Raw genomic sequence first — 17,197 nt, 5'->3', positions numbered from 1 at the left:
GGGCACCGCGACGGCGACGCCGACCGTCGACGTCTACCTCGGCGACCGCGCCGAGGTGCGTGCGACGGGCGGGAACGTCCTGCTGGATGCGGCGGCCGTCGTCACGGCGATCGCGGATGCCGTCGGCTTCGGCGCAGCCGTGGGCGTCACGGTCGGCTTCATCGAGACGACAGCGGACCTCCGTCCGACCGTGCGGGCCCGGACGCTCGGCAACGGCGTGCTCAGCGGCCCGGATGTCACGGTGCGCGCCCGCTACAACACCGACGCCGCCGGCGCGGCGATCCGCCCCACGTACGTCTACAACTCCATCATCGGCGACAACTCGCCGACGGTCGTGGCGCCCGCCTTCGCCCGCGCCTCGCTCGGCAGTGCGGCACTGGGGGCCGGCATCTCCGGGGCCAAGGCCAAGGCGACCAACTCGCCGACGATCGTGGCATCGGTCGGATCGGGCACCTCGACCTCCGCCTCCGGCACGCTCAACGTCATCGCACGCTCGCTCGGCGACTCGCAGGTCGACGGGTACTCGCTGGCGGCGGGTCTCGGCGTCGGCGTGGGCCTCGTCTCCGGCACCGCCGAGAGCAAGGGCAGCGTGTCCGCCGAGTTCAACGGCACGACGGGAACCATCGGCGCCGCGAACGTCCTGACCTTCGTCGACGCGCGGGCGCTCGCAGAGGGCCGCGGCTTCAGTGGCGGCCTCGGAGCCGGCGTCTCGATCGGCAGCCAGGACGCGACCGTCTCGCCGAGCGTCAAGGCCCTGGTGGGCGGCACGCTGACGACGTCCAACGCGATCGTCGTCCGCAGCGACGTGCGCACCTCGGCCGCCGGCATCTACCGGGCACTTGCTCTCGGTCTCGGGGCCGCGATCGGCAGCGCGACCGTGACGGCCACGGACGGCTCGCAGATCCGCTCCGCGATCGTCGGCTCGGGCTCGGCGCGCAGCACCGACTCGAACGTCACGGTCGAGGCCTGGCACAACTTCGACGGCACGACCTTCATCACGGCGAACACGGCCGATGCCTCGGTGGTTCAGGAGAACTTCGCGCTCGGCCTGTCGGTCGGGTCGGCGGACCTGACCGCGACGGCGCAGGCATCGACCAAGGCCGAGGTCGAGGCGGGCGCCACCGTCGCCGCACCCAAGGGAACGGTGCTGCTGCGGGCGCTGGCCGGCAACTACGCCGACTCCTTCTACCGTCGCACCGGCGGCGCGATCATCAGCGCCCAGCCGAACGCGAACCCGACGGCGATCGCATCCGGCGACACCGAGGTCAATCTGCTCGGGCACGTGCGCGTGTTCGACGGCGTGAACTCGACGACGGGCGCCGCGACGCTGACGCTCCTCGCCCAGAGCAACGACCTGTCCGAGGCCGGCATCAGGAACATCGGCGGCGGACTCATCGAGATCGCGAGCTCGTCGTCGACGGCGCACGGAACGCCGACCGTCGGCGTCACTCTCGGCGGCCCGTCATCCGTCATCCGCGTGAGCGGTGCGATCTCGGCCAAGGCGATCAGCTCGTACGACGCCGACGCCAGCACCTACAGCGCCACCGGCGGTGCGCTGAACGTCTCGTCCTTCAGCGCGACGGCGTGGATGAAGCCGACGTCGACGGCGAAGATCACGGGCGGCGCATCCATCGTGGCCGGCGGCCTCGTGACGCTCTCGGCGCAGGCCAACCCGCCGCTGCCGGCGGCATCCGACGGCACGTTCGACGCCGTCGGAGGTGTCGACGGCACGGCGCACACGATCACCTTCGGCGCCAACCACAACTCGAACACCGGCGACACGGTCACGTACAACACGCTCGGCCAGCCCACGATCTCGGGTCTGACCCCGGGCCGCACCTACTCGATCATCGTGATCGACGCGACGACGGTGCAGCTGGGCGTCGTCTTCTCGGACTCGAACGTCGACACGACACTCGACACCATCAGCTTCGGCACCCGCTCGCACGGCCTCAACACGGGCGACGTGCTGCTCTACCAGCTCGTCAGCGGAAGCCCGCTGTCGGCGATCGGCGGCCTGACGGCCAACACGCTGTACGAGGTGTACAAGGTCGACGACCACACGATCAAGCTGCGGCCGGTCGGCGCGTCCACGACGACGGACAACGTCAACGCCGGCGATGTCTCCGGCGGCAAGGTCACCGGCACGAGCGGCTTCCACAACGGCGACTACGTCACCTACCACGCCCCGACGACGAACGCGACGTTCACGTCCGGACAGGTCGACACGCAGTGGAACGGTAGCGCGTGGGTGGCCACCACCGGCACCGACACGAACAACGTCTACTTCGCGGTGGATGCCGACAGCAACAACTCGTTCGACGACATGGGCTTCAGCTCGGGCCAGATCGTCCGCTTCTACACGTCGAGCGTCGCGCTCGGGGTCACCACGAGCATCGGCCTGGTGAACGGCGCCTACTACTGGATCATTCGCAAGAGCGGTCAGAGCTACCAGTTCGCCGACACGAAGTGCCACGCGACCGCGAGCGCCGCCGACTGCGGAGCCGGCAGCCACAGCGTCACCCCGCTCTCCATCTCCGGCAGCGGCAGCAGCAGCATCATCTACACGATCACCGCCGCGAACCAGGCACCCATCACGGGCCTGTTCGACGGCCACGGCTACTACGTGGTGGGCTGCCCGGTCTCCGGCTGCGACTCCAGCGGGTACCAGTTCTCGAACACCTCGGGCGGCAGCGCGATCGCGATCTCGAACAGCGCCACGACGGTCGACGGCGTCAGCTTCACCTTCAGCGGCGGGACGCACACGTTCCGCACGGAGGGCATCGACTTCACCAGTGCCGGCGCGAACGTCCAGAAGCTGATCTTCGCGATCGCCCCGGTCGCCGGCCCCGGCCCGAAGAACGAGAAGCTCGACGGCATCGGCGCGACGGTCCCCTTCTCGGCGATCGGCGGCGACCAGGTCGTCTCCGCATCGGCCACGGGCGGCGGCGGCGGCGCGATCAGCGTCAGCACGGCGGCCTCGTTCGCCTGGGTCGACGCCACCGTCACGACGACGGTCGGAAGCGGCGCATCCGTCACCGGCGGCAGCATGCAGGTCTCCACCGACGGGCACGCCAACGCGAAGGCGATCTCGTCGAACGACAGCGGCGGTCTCATCTCGGTCAACGACGCGCAGGCTCGGGCCGACGTCCGGATGACGAGCACCGTGTCGGTCGAATCCGGGGCGACGCTCACCTCCCTCGGCGCGCTCACGATCTCCGCGAACGGCGCACTCAACCCCTATGTGAAGGCGTCCTCGGACTCCGGCGGGCTCTTCGCCGGCGGCTCCGGAGGCGAGACCGCGCACATCGACTACACGACTCTCGCAAGCATCGCCGGGGCGCTCGTCTCGCAGAACGGCACCGCCACAGTCGAGGCGCACACCGCGCTCTACGGCTATGCGCAGGGCACCGCCGAGCTCGGCACCTTCGCCGGGGCGGCGAAGACCTACACCGACATCCACGTGGGCGAAGGCGCACCGTCGCTGTGGGGCGCATCCGCATCGACCCGGGTGCTGCTGTCGGGCACGGTGACCGGCCGCCAGGTGCTGCTGCACTCGTTCGTCGACCCCGTCTCGATCGAGGCGCGCTCCGACACGGGGGTCTCGGCCTTCGGCGCCGGATCCAACGCGAAGACGTTCGTCTACGTCCGCGGCACCACGGATGTGGTCCTCGACACGACCGCCGACATCGAGGGGCAGGTCGCGACGCAGCTGATCGCCGAGTACCTGAACTGGAACGTCACGTCCCACGCGCACGCTCGCTGCTCGTGCTTCGGCGGGGCATCCAACGCGGACGCCACGATCGACGCGACCACCCTGGCGAAGGTCACCGGCCGCAGCGGTTCGCTGATCCGGACGGCGGACCTCACCGTCACCGTCAACCAGCAGAACGGCACGTTCAACCGCGACGACTCCCGCTCCCGCGGCTTCCTGGACTTCGGCGACGCGAACAGCCACGGCGCCACGTCGCTGTCGCGCCAGACGTTCTGGCAGGTGCGCGTCATCATGCTCGGCGAGCCCAACCCCGTGCTCGAGGTGGACTCCGCCGGCAACATCACGAACATCGTCAACGTCCGCGTGTGCGACGACAACGGGCACTGCTACGAGGACAACCCCTTCACCAACACGCACACCACGGGTCAGCTGACCGGCACGACGTTCACGGTCGACGACATCATCTACGACCACGGCGCACAGGCCCGGTTCCTCACGAACGACCTCAGCGGACTCGGCGGCCCCGACGGCAGCACCGACGGCGGCGTGATCTGGGGCCGCGGCGGCAGCTTCGAGTTCCAGCAGACGTGGGATTACGTGAAGCTGCTGAACGCCTCGAACCTCAACATGGTGACGAACATCATCGATGTGGTGAACACGGCGAACTCGCCGCGCATCGACATCCGCGTCGACACCATCCCGCCCGGGACCGGCGTCAACTCGCCCGGACTCAACGAGGCAGGCCCGGCGTCGTCGTTCGACTTCGACATCCACTACCGCTTCCCGACGACGCTCGTGAAGATCTACAACTCGTGCGCCCACACGTGCTCGGTGCGCCAGCCGTTCATCCGGCTCGACGACTACATCGAGAACCCGATCGGCACCACGTGGATCCACAACGAGTCCGGCGACATCCTCTCCGGCTCCGGCCACGAGCTGATCCGCACGAACGTCCTCGATCTCAGCGCCCCCTTCGGCGACATCGGCCACCAGAGCCCGACGCACGCGAACCCCGACCCGGAGCGCAACCCGATCGAGGTGGAGCTCGTGAAGTTCATCCACCCGGATCCCGAGTTCTGCGTCGGGTACGGCTCGGCCCCGTGCCTGCACGACGTGGTCGTGACGGTGGATGCCGGCAAGGACGCGGTGCTGGACATCACGACGTTCCGCCGCACCGACGAGGCCTTGACGAACGCCATCACCGTCGTCATCGACCACATCAACGCCGGCGACGACATCGACGTCGTGATCAACGACAGCAAGGCCGGCAACGACACCGGGGCACTCGTCCTCGTCGAGGTGGACCTGTACAACCCGGGGACGTCGTACTACGGCTACACGTACTACAACCAGTACAACCCGGCGCTCACCGACTCGGGGCCGTTGCCGCCCGACTCGCACACCTACCAGACGCACTTCCGTCCGGACGGCACCGATGCCAACCTCGCGCACATCCTCCGCGCCCTCGGCACGGTCGCCGCGAACGAGATCGACTCGACCTACGAGATGACCCTCCGGGCGGGCGACGACATCGACGTGTGCCACGTCTCGGTCGGGGGCGAAGAGCCGAAGACCTGCTTCACCTCGTCGATCGACAGCGGCACCCACGTCGTCTCGGCGGACACGACACCCGACACCACGGTGAACATCGTGGCGCACACCGACGTCGCCTGGACGGGCGGTGCCGCAGCCGGGCCGGTCGACGACCCCGGCATGGCCGGCGACGTCCCGCAGATCTTCCTCCGCACGAACGGCGACATCACCGCCGACGAACTCGTGGGCGACATGCTCGTCGGCAGCATCATCTCGACGCAGGGCGACGTCATCCTGCGCTCGCTCCTGCGGATCCTGGATGCCGACGGCCGACCCACGATCGACGTCGCGGGCCGCAACATCACGATGTACGCGGGCCTCGCCGGCGGTCTCGGCGGTGTGGGCCTCCCGACGGACTTCCTCGAGGTCGACACGGCTTACGGTCACCCGACGGGCATCTCCAACGGCGTGCTGACGGTCGATGACACGGCGGGCGACGGCACGACGCAGGGCGTCTACATCGACGAGTTGACCGGCGACATGCCGATCAACACGATCTACACCTTCGGCACCACGAGCCTCTCCACCGGCAACGTGTCGCTGCGCACCACGGGCGGCTCGGTGCTGAACGCCCGGGCAGACTCGGTGGACAACGTCCGCGGTGACAGCGTGGACATCGACGCCAACGGCGGCTCGATCGGCCTGCTCTCCAAGCACGTCCTGGTCGATTCGAACCGTGCGCCTCCGTTCGAGTGCGTGAACCTGTACTGCGGCAACAACGCCGACGGCACGTCCGACGCCTCCCTCGCGATGGCGGGCGACGACGTGGGTCTCGAAGCCACCGGCGGCATCTACTACACCGAGACCCAGAAGTACCTGCGCCTCGTACTGGCGCACTCCCTGACCGGGAACATCGTCCTGACGGTGGCCGAATCGACGGCCCTGGGCGAGGACCTCTACCTCATCAAGAACGGCAGCGCCCGCTTCGCCGAGTCCGGCACGCGGCTGCCGAACCAGGATGCGGACGCCCCGCGCATCGTCCCCAACGGCACCGTCTTCGCCGAGCAGGGCTCGGTGGAGCTCCAGGTGGCCGACGACGTCGTCACCCACCAGAACTCCCAGATCCTGGCCGCGAAGACCATCGACATCCGCGGCGACTACGGCAACCTCGACACCGGCGGCACCCTGGCGAACCCGACCCCCGAGTGGGGCACCACGATGATCCTCCGCGGCAAGATCATCGCCGGATGCGTCGTCACCGCAGGCGGCCCGGGCGACGAGCCGATGGGCTCGTGCGCGCCGTCGACGAACACCGCCAACCAGACGAACATCTGGGGTGGCAGCGACGCCGATACGATCACCCTCGGCGACCCGTCGGGTCTCGACCTCGTCCAGACGGATGCGGGCTCGAAGACCCACTGGGGCGACCAGGGCTACATCTTCCTCGGCTCGAAGACGACGGTCCACGGCAACGCCACCTCGGCGTCGAACACCGCGGACGGCGAGGACCGCATCACCGTCTGGTACCTCCAGTCCATGAACGTCCTGACGAGCCCGGCGGGACTGACCGCCCCCGCCGGCTACGGGGTCGGCGCCGGCCACGTGCTGAACCTCGACGGCCAGGGCGAGAGCGACCACTACGTCGTCTACACGAACGGCAGCCACGGCAACATCCGCAACGACAACATCGAGGTGCTCGACACGGGCGCTCCGAACGACGGTGTCGATGACCTGGCGGTGTACGGCTACGACGCCCCCGTCTCGGCGAACGGCGCGGGCAAGCCGACGGACGACATCTTCCTGATGCGCGCCCTGACCTGCATCGACAACGAGACGCCGTTCACGACGTCCGGTGTGCCGGCCGTGTGCGGCACGCCGACCGAGACGGCCGACCAGCCCGCGTACATCGCCCTGCTCGCCGGCTCGGGCGCCGCCGACGGCGGAATCGGCGCCTACCGCGATCGCACCGTCGGCAACGAGCCGAGCTGGATGGTCCAGCGCATCACGTACGACGCCGCAGTCAACGGCCGCATCACGGTGTACGGCATGGGCGGAAACGACGCCTTCTACGTCGACGACACGCGGGCGACGATGACCCTCGACGGCGGCGCGGGCGACGACACGTTCCAGATCGGGCAGATCTTCGGATCGAAGCGGGATGCGACCGAGGGCGCACTGCTGCCCGCCGACACGTTCCCCGCCCTCGTGCCGACCACGCGCGGCTGGCTGAGCCCGGGCCCGCACGCCCCGCTCCTCGCCTCCGGCGGCACCGGGAACGACTCGTTCACCGTGTACTCGAACCAGGCCGAGATCCAGCTCAACGGCGACGACGACAACGACCTGTTCGTCGTGCGCGCGTTCGCGATCGCCGCGGTCTGCGACACGGATGCGAACGGAGACGGCATCTGCGACATCAAGGATGTGACGTTCACCCCGGCGGGCGGAGTGTTCCCGATCGACGGTGGCGCCGGCGACCTCGACGGCGTCGTGAACGGCATCTGCACCCTGGCGAGCGGCATCCGTCTCGACAACAACGGCGACAAGGTCTGCAACAACGCCGATGCGCACATCACGTACAACCACCTCGTGGGCTCGAACATCGACCTCGACAACACGATGTGGCAGGACGACGTCATCCCGCGCGACGCGAACAATGTCGCGGTGCCGGTCATCGGGCTCGGCTTCTCGACCTCGCGCCCGCTCGACATCCGCGCCGGCGGCGGCGACGACGAGGTGCAGTACAACGTCAACGCGCCCGTCAACGTCGACGGAGGCACCGGCTTCGACAAGCTCGTCGTGCTCGGCACGGAGTTCGCCGACGACTTCGTCATCACGGACAAGGCGATCTACGGCGCGGGCCTGAACGTCAAGTACACGACCGTCGAGGTGGTCGAGGTCGACGGGCTCGAGGGCGACGACCAGTTCTTCGTCCTCTCCACGGCCTACGGCGTGGCCTACCGGGTCATCGGCGGCCTCGGCAGCGACCAGATCTCGGTCGCCGGCGACGTCACGACCGACATCGTGACCCGCGAGCTCGAGGGGCTTTCGGGCTCGGTCAACCACATGGTCACCTCGCTCGACCCGCGCTACAACGGCATCGTCGTCGACGGCGTGGCCTACAACCTCGCCACACCGGACAAGGGCGTCGTCGTCATCACCGAGACGGGCAGCTCGACGAGCGTCCGCGAGGGCACCACGACCGGACCCATCACCCAGGTCGACAGCTACAAGGTGCACCTGAGCCACGCCCCGGCCGCGAACGTCTACGTGACGGTCTCGGCCGCCGGATCGCCGTCCGAAGAGGCGAACAACACGCTGCAGAACCCGACGGGCTACGGCCTGACCGACGGCATCGGCGACACGATCTGGCTGTGCGTCGGCACCGGAGCACTGGGCGAGTGCTCGCAGAAGAGCGACTTCCAGCGCCACTACGTCCGCAACGGTCAGATCGTCGACGATGCGGGCCGCGCGGTCGTCCTGACCTTCACGAACGGCGACTGGGCCGCCGACCAGTACGTGTACATCTGGGCCGTCGACGACCCGCGTTCGGAGGGCGACCGGACCGTCGTCATCCAGCACTCGGTCATCTCCGCCGACAAGAGCTTCGACGGCGCCGCCGTGCGCCAGGTGAACGTCACCGTCTACGACAACGACACGCCGGGTGTCTACGCGGTGCACGTCGCTCCGTCGCCGACGTGCACGGCCGCGACCCCGAACCTCTGCGCACTCGACGACCGCGGCATCGTGATCGAGGGCGACGCGACCACGCGCCTGAACGACCAGGTGCTCGTGCAGCTGGCGAAGGACCCGGGTGCCCTCACCGTGACCGTCAAGATCACGATGGATGCCGACTCTCAGCGCCTGCTGCAGATCCTCGACCCGGGCCTCGGCTCTCGCTGGGTGAAGCACACCGACACGACCGGCACCTGGTACGAGCTGAGCTTCGACGGAACCAACTGGAACAGCCCGGTGCTGCTGACGCTCCAGGCGCGCGAGAACTCGGTCGCCGACGACCCGACGGTCGCCGTCATCAACTGGGGCCAGGGCGGAACGATCACGACGTCCTACAGGTTCCCGAACCTGCGGTCGGGCAACCAGCGCAGCGACGTGCTCGTGTACGACGACGAGAGCGCGAACGTCGTCATCATCCCGACCGGCACCGACACGGTCGTGCAGCAGTGCGGCAACGCCGCGTGCACGATCCCCGGCCCGAGCGACGGCTACTTCATCCGCCTGACGACGCAGCCGCACCTGCCGGTGCCGAACACGCCGCCGTACACGCCGACAGACGTGAAGATCGCGATCATGCCCGACGGGCTCGTGGACGTCACCGCGATCTGCGACGCGAACGGCGCGAACTGCACGCCGATCTCGCCGGCCCAGTACGCGATCATCGGCGGCGACGTCCAGTCGCGGGTCTTCCTCGGCAACCTGTCCTTCTCGGGCAGCACGGTCACTCGGGTGAACGGCAGCGACACCGGCAGCTTCATCGACGAGGGCCTGAAGGCCGGGATGCGGATCAGCCTCGGCGCCTGCGGCGGCACGATCTACACGATCCTGTCGGTGGCCGCGGACGGCAAGAGCTTCACCACGACGACGCCGCTCGTGGGGTGCACCGGCACGGTGTCGGGCACGACGGTCAACGCCGTCACGCGCCAGGGTGCGTGGGACGGCGCGGGCTCCATCGCCATCACGCTGGGCGATGACGGCAAGAACCACTGGCGCCTCACGCGCAACGCCGGCAGCTGGCTCGTCGACGGCTTCCTCGAGGGCCAGTGGGTGAAGGTGTGCGACGCCGCGAACAACTGCGTGCGCGTGAAGATCCAGAACATCCGCGGCACGAACGCGACCCTCGACAACGAGCTGGAGTTCCGACCGACCGATTACGACAGCCTCGTGGGGCTCGGCGCCGGTCCCTACACCGTGACGCGCATCGCGGCGCAGATCACCTTCACCGGCGCGAACTGGTCCACGCAGCAGTTCGTCCAGCTGACGGCCGACCTCGGCTACTACCAGCCGATCACGCGCACGGGCGTCAAGACCTTCCCGGCCAGTCAGCATCTGCTGAACCGCCTGCGCGGCCCGCTCGCCGTCGAGGGCGGCCCGTCGGGTGCCGACCGCTCGCTGCAGCTCGGCCTCAAGCTGCCGGGGGAGAAGGACACGCAACTCTTCGCCATCGCGCAGCAGGCGCCGGAGTCGACGCAGATCGACGTCCTGAACATCTACAACGACGACAGCGTGGCCAACACGTGGGGCGCGATGACCTCCACGACGCTCCGCGGCTTCGGTATGGCACGCGACCTCGACTTCGGCGTCGTCACCGGCCCGACCTTCGGCGAGCCGGTCGTGAACGGACACGTCGTCTTCCCCGGGGGCATCAGCTTCGGCAGCGTCGCGGTCGTCGACGGCCAGTACACGACGGATGGCGGCAAGAGCACGATCGAGGTGCTGAACCTCTTCCTCGGCTCGGGCAACGACCGCCTCGACATCCAGGGCACGCTGCAGCCCGACGTCGCGGTGAAGCTCACCGGCACGGTGGTGCTCGCCGTGCAGGGCGCGGGCGCCGGCATCCCGTCCGGCACGACGCATCGGCTGTCTCGTCCATCGCCGTTCGACTTCAAGGCGCAGGGCTTCCTCGCCGGGCAGACGGTCATGATCGGGGCGACGAAGTTCCTCGTGACCGGGTTCGGCGACGACGACCCGAGCGACACGACCGACAACACGGTGATGTACCTGAAGCTGGTCTCGGGTGTGGCGCCGACGGGAACCTCCGTGCAGACGGTCACCGCCAGCGACGCCGTGGTCAAGGGCGGCATCGCCGCCGGCAACGCGACCGGCGCCCTCACGATCACACCGAACGCCCAGGGCGACGGCGGCACGGTCACCCGCGCGAGCGGCAGCTGGATCCTCGACGGCTTCGTCGTCGGCCAGCTCGTCATGATCGACGGCCTGCCCGGCTCGTGGCGGCTCACCGCGGTCACGGCCCTGACCCTCACGCTGCAGCGCGGCGACCTCGTCGCGGGCACGATCGCCTTGCCGGTGGCTCTACCCGCGTCCGCGAGCGTGTTCGTGCCCGGCCCGCACGGCGGCATCACGACCGTGCACGGCGGTGGCAACACGCCGCTGCAGAACGTCTTCTCGATGACGCGCTCGAGCATCGGCGGCCAGTTCGCCCTCACCCGCCTCGACGGCCTGCCATGGGCCTTCAACGGGATGCTGCCGGGCAGCGGCTTCGTCGCCGGCGACCCGTACCTGCACCAGTACCAGCACGTGCAGCTGATCGGCGAGAACTTCACGCGCATGATCCTCGGCTTCGCCGACGTCGATTGCCTGTCGCTCGGAATCACCGACCCCTACCCCGGCTGCGGCAAGGGCTCGGTCATGCTGCTCTCCGGCCCGCTCCCGGGCACCGGCGGCGCGCTGCCGGCGGCCACAGCCCTCACCGACGCGCGCATCGCGGTTCCGACCCCGATCACGGTCACCGCGCAGATGAACGTGCACACGTCGAGCCTCGAGCTGAAGACGGGGACGTGGGCCGCCCTCGGCTTCACACGCGCGGGCATGCAGGTCAAGGTCAGCGCCTTCGCCGGTCCGTTCACGATCTCCGGGTTCTCCGCCGACGGGCGCACGATGTTCTTCGCGAACACCGCGTGGGCGCCCAGCATGCACCTCGTCGGCGGACTGCAGGTGTGGGAGTGGCCGACGCTGACCGTCACCACATGGGACGAGACCCTGCCGACGACGGCGATCATGATCGGCGGCGACGTCATCACGGTCTGCAACCGCGCCGCATCCACGCTGCTGTTCGGCATCGATGTGAACGGCGACGGCACGCCGGAGAGCCGTGTCGCCTGCGACCAGACGCACACCGCCGGTCCCGGATCACCGCTCGTCGTCTACGGCGACACGTCGCAGGACGGCATCTGGTACTCCGGCATCCCCGGCGACACCCGCGGCATGGAGTTCGGACCGAAGCCGTTCGATCCGTTCACGAACATCCCGGATGCGCAGAACGAGGATGACGAGTGGGTCTTCGGTCTCGCCCACTGGCACGGCGTCGCCGGCAACGACATCATCGACGGCTCCGGCCTGTTCGCCGAGCTCGCGCCGACCAACCTGCCGACCGTCGGGTTCACCGCCTACGGCGGCCTCGGCGACGACCTCATCATCGGCAGCCAGGCGGGCGACTACCTCGCCGGCGGCTCGGGCGACGACGAGATCCGCGGCGGGCGCGGCGCCGACCAGATCTACGGCGACTCGGGCGTCAACGTGAACGTCCTCACCCGGGCGCTCGACATCGCGATCGTGAACCGCAGCCCGCTGCCTTCGGTCACGGGCGCCGGCGTCATCCCGAACGGGACGACGATCATCCCGGTCGCGGGCGGCATCCCGGGTGTCGTCGACGATCTGCTCGTCGCGGGCTCCGACCTCATCTACGGCGAGGGCGCGCCCGGCCTCGGTCTCGGCTCGACGACGGTCGTCGCCGGACCCGACAGCGCGAACGACGACATCGTCTTCGGCGACCACGGCGTCGTCGTCCAGAACGTCGCCGACCCGAATGAGCCCGACCCGCGCCTGCAGCGGATCCAGACGACGGACATCTCGACTCTGATCTCCATCGCCAGCGCGAACCTCGACAAGGGCGCCGACGACGTCATCTTCGGCGGCCTCGGACGCGACGTGCTCATCGGCGGCGCGGGCAACGACATGATCGACGGCGACCAGGCCGACGACCTGGTGCTCGGCGATGCGGCGGCGCTCCTGCGCACCGACTACCTGAGCCTGCGCTTCCAGACGCTCTGCGGCACGCTGATGTACAGCCGCAGCGACTTCCCGAGCATGTGCGGCGGCAGCTGGAACGAGGCCAACTCCGGTCAGCTCCTGGTCGACGGCATCCAGCGCACCTACCGTGACCCCGACGGCGCGCCGTGGTGGGCCGAGTACGACGTCACGAACCTGTACCACGACCTCGCGTCCGACCAGGGCACGAAGTGGGCGGCCACCTTCGGCAACGATTACCTCGCCGGCGGCGAGGGCAACGACATGGTGTTCGGCCAGCTGGGCAACGATGTCATCCAGGGTGACGGCGGCATCGACAAGGCGTACAAGCGCTGGATCGATGCGGCGGTCATCGCCCCGACGGATGCGGTCGCGTACCACGTGGGCGCCTCCCGCACACCCGACGGCTGCCTGGGCACCGCAGGCCACCTGGTCTGCGACTACACCGGCCTGCTGGTGGTCGTCCCGTCGGCGGAGGCCGCCACGGACGGCGAGGACTACATCGAGGGCAACGCCGGCAACGACGTGATCTTCGGCAACCTCGGCCAGGACGACATCGTCGGCGGCTCGAGCGACTTCTTCAGCCTCACGACGCCCGACCTGCGGCCGGACGGAGTGCCGTTCCTCGACGCGCTCGGCAACCGCGTCCAGTCCCTCGCGTACGTGCCGGGCCTCAGCGACCGCGGCGCCGACATCATCTTCGGCGGCGCCGGCAGCCAGGTCGGCATCGACAACCAGGTCTCCGGCACCGCATCCACACCGTCGACGGCGGGCGGCATCCTGGGCGACGGCACGCTGCCGAAGGACATGCACGCGCGCGACGCCGACACGATCGTGGGCGACAACGGCGACATCATCCGCATCGTCGGCATCAACCACAACGACATCAACCCGAACGGCGTCGTCGGCCAGGCGAACTACGTGACCTTCGTCTACGACAACTACGGCGGTCAGCGCCTGGTCGTCCGCGGCGTGACGCTGCTCGACTACACGCCGGGCGGCCCGGACTTCGTGCCCGCCAACTTCGGCCTCCCGGCCCAGGGCACCTGCAACGGATCGCCGACGCAGCCGACCTGCTCGGTACCGCTCGACACGTCGTACGGATCCTGGAAGACGAGCCAGATCGGCGGCCGCGACGAGGTGCACGGCGAGTCCGGCGACGACACGGTGTACACGGGCGCCGACAGCGACATCATCTACGGCGACGCGCAGAACGACGACCTCATCGGCGGCTGGGGCAACGACTGGATCTCGGGCGGAACAGGGGATGACGGCATCCTCGGCGACGACGGACGCCTCTTCACGAGCCGCAACAGCTCCACCGGGGTGGGCGGCTGCACGGGCAACGCAACGGGAACCTGCTACAGCGAGCCGCTGTACGGCATCTCGGCGCTCCTGCCGACCGACCCCGACACCAAGGCCAGCAACGGCAACGTGCTGAACGAGTTCATCTACACGCCGGGCCAGGTGCAGGCGGCGATCATCAACGTCAAGGACGCGCTGAACAAGGCCGCGGACCTCACGCCGTACAACCTCGGCAGCGATGTGGATGCGGGCCTCCACCACGTGGCCGACCAGCCGCTGTTCGACGCCAACAACTCGGACGACATCATCTTCGGCGGCTGGGGCGACGACGCGATCCACGGCGGCGCCGGCGATGACGCGATCAGCGGCTCGGAGGCGATCGGCGCCGGCCAGGCGGGCTACACGGCGGGCGGCTTCATCCAGCACTTCGACGTCACCTACAACCCGGACGGCATCGTCTACATCGACTTCGCCCACCCGTGGAACCCGGGCGACGTGCTCCACTTCGGCGACGACACCAACCCGTGGCACGCCAACAACCACAACTCCGTGCGCTTGGGCGAGTTCTACCTGTACAACGAGTACGACCCGCGGCGCGAGATCCGGTTCGACACGACCGGCGCGGTGTGGGGCTGCACCGCTTACACGCCGAGCGGTCACACCTGCACGGCGGCGCCGCCCGCGACCTCGTTCCCGTACCTGTTCTTCCTCAACAACGAAGACCTGACGGGCAACCTCTACACCGGCGCCACCGGCCAGGGCGCGTGCGTCGCGGTCGACAACCAGGGCAACTGCACCGCGTGGAACGCGAACCAGCGCACGGACGGCAACGACGTCATCTTCGGCGACCTCGGCAACGACTGGATGGTGGGCGGCACCGGTCAGGACACCATCTGGGCCGGCTGGGGCAACGACCTGTCGAACGCCGACGACGACATGCACTCGGGATGCGCCGTCATGGCGAACAACGGCACGTGCACGACGCCCGGAGACACCTACCTGAACGACGTGCCCGACGGCGTGAACTCGAGCTTCCAGGACCGCGTCTTCGGCGGCGCGGGCCTCGACATCCTGATCGCCAACACCGGCGGCGACCGCCTGATCGACTGGGTGGGCGAGTTCAACAGCTACCTCGTGCCGTTCTCCACCTTCGGCATCGCGACCGTCAGCCGCCAGGTCGACCCGTGGCTGCCGGAGTTCCTCTACGCGCTCAGCCGCAGCCAGGGCGCCGACCCGACGCGGGCCACCGACACCGGCGACGATCCGGTGCGCAACGGCGAGCCCAACGGCGAGCTCGGGCTCATCACCCAGCACGATCACGGACAGTGGCAGACGCAGACCGGCGGCCCGACCGACCCGCAGGCGGGCAACATCCCGGGCGGCCGGCGTGACACGGTGCGCGGGGCGGACTTCAACGACGGCACGCTGCAGGGGTTCGCCACCGCATCCGGCACCTTCACGGTCTCGAGCGGGCAGCTGAAGGTCACGGCCACCGACACCACGTCGGATGCCGTCGCCGTCTGGTACGACGACGTCTACAAGACGGTCTACTACGAGCTGTCGGCGAAGATCTCGATGGACAAGCCCACGGGCGGCTGGAAGGGCAACGCCTTCGTCATCTTCGACTACTTCGGCCCGACCGACTTCAAGTTCGCCGGTGTCGACCAGTCGATCAACAAGATGGTGATCGGCCACCGCGACGCGAACGGCTGGTGGTACGACGCGCAGGGCACGGTGCCCGGCGGCGTGAAGTCGAACACCTTCTACGACCTCAACGTCATCGTCAACGGACTCGTGGTCACGGTGACGCTGAGCGGGCAGAACGCGTTCTCGTACACCTTCGCGCCGCGCGTGATGCCCAACGGCGACAAGGTGGCGCTCAACAAGGGCCTTGCCGGCTTCGGATCCAACCAGGCGCACGGCATCTTCGACAACATCGCGCTCACGGTCATCCAGCCCGCCATCACGATCGACCGCACCGACTACTTCGAGGGCAGCGGCGGCACGATCCAGACGGCGGTGTCGGGCACCTTCGCGACGACGGCGGGCCGCTATGAGGGCACCGCCGGAGCGGGCGGGGTCGCCGCATCCCTCGTCGGTGTCCCGACCACGGGCGGAACCGTCCCGAAGGCGTTCGACCCGAATGCCTACGTCAACCTGACGTCGACGTTCCGCGCGACCGGCTTCAGCGGCTTCATGTTCGACTGGTACAGCGCGGGCGACTACAAGTTCGTCGCGATCGACGTCGCCGGTCAGCGGATCGTCATCGGCCATGTCAGCCGGGGTACGCGCGTCATCGACGCGGCGATCGCCCAGACGATCACGGCCGGCACGAGCTACGTCCTCGACATCGTCCTGAAGGCGACCGTCGTCACCGTGACCTTCAACGGTCAGGTGCTGACGTCGTACGTCTTCAACTCTCCACTTGCCGACGGCCTTCAGGGCGTGTTCGGCACGGGCACGGGCACCGTCGTCTCCATCGACGACTACCGCCTGCGCACCGATGAGCTCGCCTACGCGGGTGCGCCTCCCCCTGCGCCCGCGTTGGCGATCACGTCCGCGACCTCGGTGAAGAAGCCGACGAGCGGGACCACCACGGCGACGTTGACCGTGACGCTGTCGGCCCCGGCGACGACCGCGACCAAGGTCTACTGGTCGATCGACCCGACATCCACGGCGGTGGCCGGGATCGACTACACCGGGCCGACGTCGGGCTACGTCATCATCCCGGCGGGCTCCACCACCGCGACGATCACGTTCACGATCCCGAGCACCGCGCGGTCGGGCAGGTCGTTCATCGTGCGGCTGACGCCCGACCCGGCGTACAACATCTCGAAGCCGGTCGGCACCGTCTCCATCACGTGA

At 68.9% G+C, this 17,197-nt stretch carries 1 protein-coding gene (running past one end of the window); it reads left to right on the top strand.

Translation table 11 applies throughout. From position 1 onward, the window contains the following. Positions 1-17,197 carry the 3' portion of a hypothetical protein gene (locus SM116_RS15755; protein WP_320941914.1) on the top strand. Its footprint begins 14,384 nt before the window's first position, so 17,197 of the gene's 31,581 nt are visible here — the last part of the coding sequence; the start codon falls outside the window, past its left edge; its stop codon occupies positions 17,195-17,197.

The sequence above is a fragment of the Microbacterium rhizosphaerae genome (assembly GCF_034120055.1).
In the GTDB taxonomy this organism is placed as follows: Bacteria; Actinomycetota; Actinomycetes; order Actinomycetales; family Microbacteriaceae; genus Microbacterium; species Microbacterium rhizosphaerae.
The sequence above is the reverse complement of the archived record's forward strand: the minus strand, read 5'-3'. Positions and strand labels throughout refer to the sequence as shown.